At 41.9% G+C, this 2,401-nt stretch carries 2 protein-coding genes and 1 pseudogene; 1 reads left to right on the top strand and 2 read right to left on the bottom strand.

Annotated elements, in window-relative coordinates:
* Positions 1-586: 586 nt before the first annotated feature.
* Positions 587-772, bottom strand: coding sequence for a transposase (locus tag ACVBIU_RS20425; RefSeq protein ID WP_447164640.1), 186 nt, complete (start codon positions 770-772; stop codon positions 587-589).
* 402 nt (positions 773-1,174) lie between these two features.
* Between ACVBIU_RS20425 and ACVBIU_RS20420 the strand changes: the two are divergent.
* Positions 1,175-2,149: pseudogene (locus ACVBIU_RS20420) on the top strand (IS630 family transposase).
* Here the strand turns inward: ACVBIU_RS20420 and ACVBIU_RS20415 are convergent.
* Positions 2,146-2,401, bottom strand: a 256-nt coding sequence (locus ACVBIU_RS20415; RefSeq protein WP_447164641.1) for a hypothetical protein, incomplete at its 5' end; no start/stop codon positions are given. The pseudogene ACVBIU_RS20420 and the gene ACVBIU_RS20415 sit on opposite strands and share 4 nt — an antisense overlap.

The following is a 2,401-nucleotide window of genomic DNA, read 5'->3' as shown; positions in this document are numbered from 1 at the left end:
AGTAACCAGTAACCAGTAACCAGTAACCAGTAACCAGTAACCAGTAACCAGTAACCAGTAACCAGTAACCAGTAACCAGTAACCCAATTTAATAGCTATACAGCCAATAGAATATGTACACTAATCCAAGTTATCAGCCAAGGATCACTTACAACCTTACAATGCCTAACTTAACGCTTATGGACAATAAGCTGTCACCTAATACTACTCTCACACATAACCAACACCCTCTGTAATAAAATGCAACAGCAAAAGATCCCTGTTACCAATCATTGAAGAGTTGCGATCTAATGTTGATACTCCCGCCATTACCTTTTTGAAAAACCACAGCGCTTAATAAACTTTGGCTTTATCTAGAACAGAAAAACAGCCACGTAAACGGATCAGATCACTAATACCAAACTGGAAAATTAACTGGTCAGTAGTGGCATAATTACCCAATCCCTAAAATGAAATTTTGTCACTCGCTCTGAACTCTCAGTAAAAGTATTCAAAGCTTCACAAACGCTATCAACAATGTCGTCATAATTTTTGAAAACTCTATTAGCAAGGCTGTGTTGCCACATTCCGCTCATCCTTGTTCAATTTAATTAAGCTCTGGTGAATAGGACGGTAATTTGATGATGCTGACATTCGTGAATTCATCTGCAATGCCGTCTGCATGCCAACCGGCACCATCCATGATCATTACAGCATGCCTATCGATGCCAGTTACTTCGGAGATCTGTATTAAGTGGAGGATTATTGCTTCTTTGCTTGTCCATGGAACCACAATTACTTGGCCTATACCTCTGCTGGGAAATACGGAGCCAAGAAAGGTATGTATATTCGAAATGCTGCTGGCGTACAACCCTTGTCCTGGTACCTTTTCTAGCACAAATCTTAGCTGTTGTGTTTTGTTGCCAGCATCTTGCTTCATCCTGAAACAAGATATCGATGCGATCTAAAGGGAGGTATTTCGGGATCTTAAGGATCGTTTTAATTTGGAATTTTTCTAAACTCTCCTTGAGCCTCTATTGATTGCTTTGGGTACTTAGAACTTGAGGTTATACCAATCAGTAATGAGTTGTGATCTAATATAAGCACCATTCTTAATCAGTATTTTCATTTGAAAACTTATAGCGCAGAAGAGACCTTAGCTTTATCTAGAGCTGACCAAAAACTGCGTAAACGAATGCGACGACTCACAGTAGCACTCTTTATGGAGGGAAACAGCAGAACAGAGGTTGCCCTAAGACTTAGAGTTGTCCGTGCTTGCGTTAATGCTTGGGTCGCCAAATATCTTGCTAATGGCGTAAAAGGACTCGATGCCAAAAAGAATAAAGGTCGCGATAGCTATTTGACCGCGGCTCAAAAGCAGCAACTTAATGGCTATATAGAAGAGCAATGCATAAGCTCCTCTGGCGGCAGGACGCGTTCCACAAATTTATCCAGCAGAACTTTAATGTGGATTACCATCCTAATGCGATTTAGAAGTTGCTGGAACAATTAGGTTTTAGCTGGATAACAAGTCGCTCAAAACATCCTAAACAATCAATTGAAGTCCAAGCAGCTTTTAAAAAAGTTCCAACTGGAAACGATCCTTAGCATCCCTGGTAGTGTTGCACTTGAGCGAGTCTAGCTATTTGTAAAAGGAATGGTTTCAAAATAAGGCTCGCTTTGGACAGTAGTACACGACTACACGTTTATGGACGAAAAGAGGCACACGACCAAGAGCCTTACGTCAGCAACAGTTGAATATGCTGACTTCTTCGGTGCAGTCAACCCCCAAACAGGTGAGACAGAAGCGATTATTGTTCCTTACTTGAGTAAAGACATCATGCGTCAGCATCTATCTCAGATAGCAGAAAGAACGAAATCCGGCAGGCATGCTGTAGTGGTAACAGATGGAGCGGGCTGGCATACCAATGATATTGCAGATGAGTTTACCAATCACAGCATTATAAAATTACCACCATATTTACCAGAACTAAATCCTATAGAACAGGTATGGAGTTGGTTACGACAGCATCATCTGCCCAATCGAAGCTTTCAAGGTTACGAAGACATAGTGGATGCTTGTTCAGTTGCTTGGAATTGCTTCATCAGTGATACAAAAAGAGTAATGTCTTTATGCCCTAGAGACTGGGCGACAATGACTAGATGTTAAGATGGATTGGTATTACTTGAAAACGGAGAAGCGGTGACCACCAAAATGCTGTTTTTGCAGGAGCAATATAACTGCCCTTCGTAGCGGGAGAGTAAAGCAAATGGATTTGCCGAATGCCAGAACGCGTGGATGCAGTTTCTGGCCAAGCTCAGCGGCGGGCGACCGTCATGGATGGCGGAAGTGTCGATTATGCAGGAGCAATAATCTAATCGACATCGGGAGTCGTTCTTTTCACGCAGCGTATATACGAAA

Source organism: Shewanella sp. 30m-14 (assembly GCF_052977125.1).
Note: the sequence above shows the minus strand (reverse complement) of the source record. Positions and strands in the feature narration are given on the sequence as shown.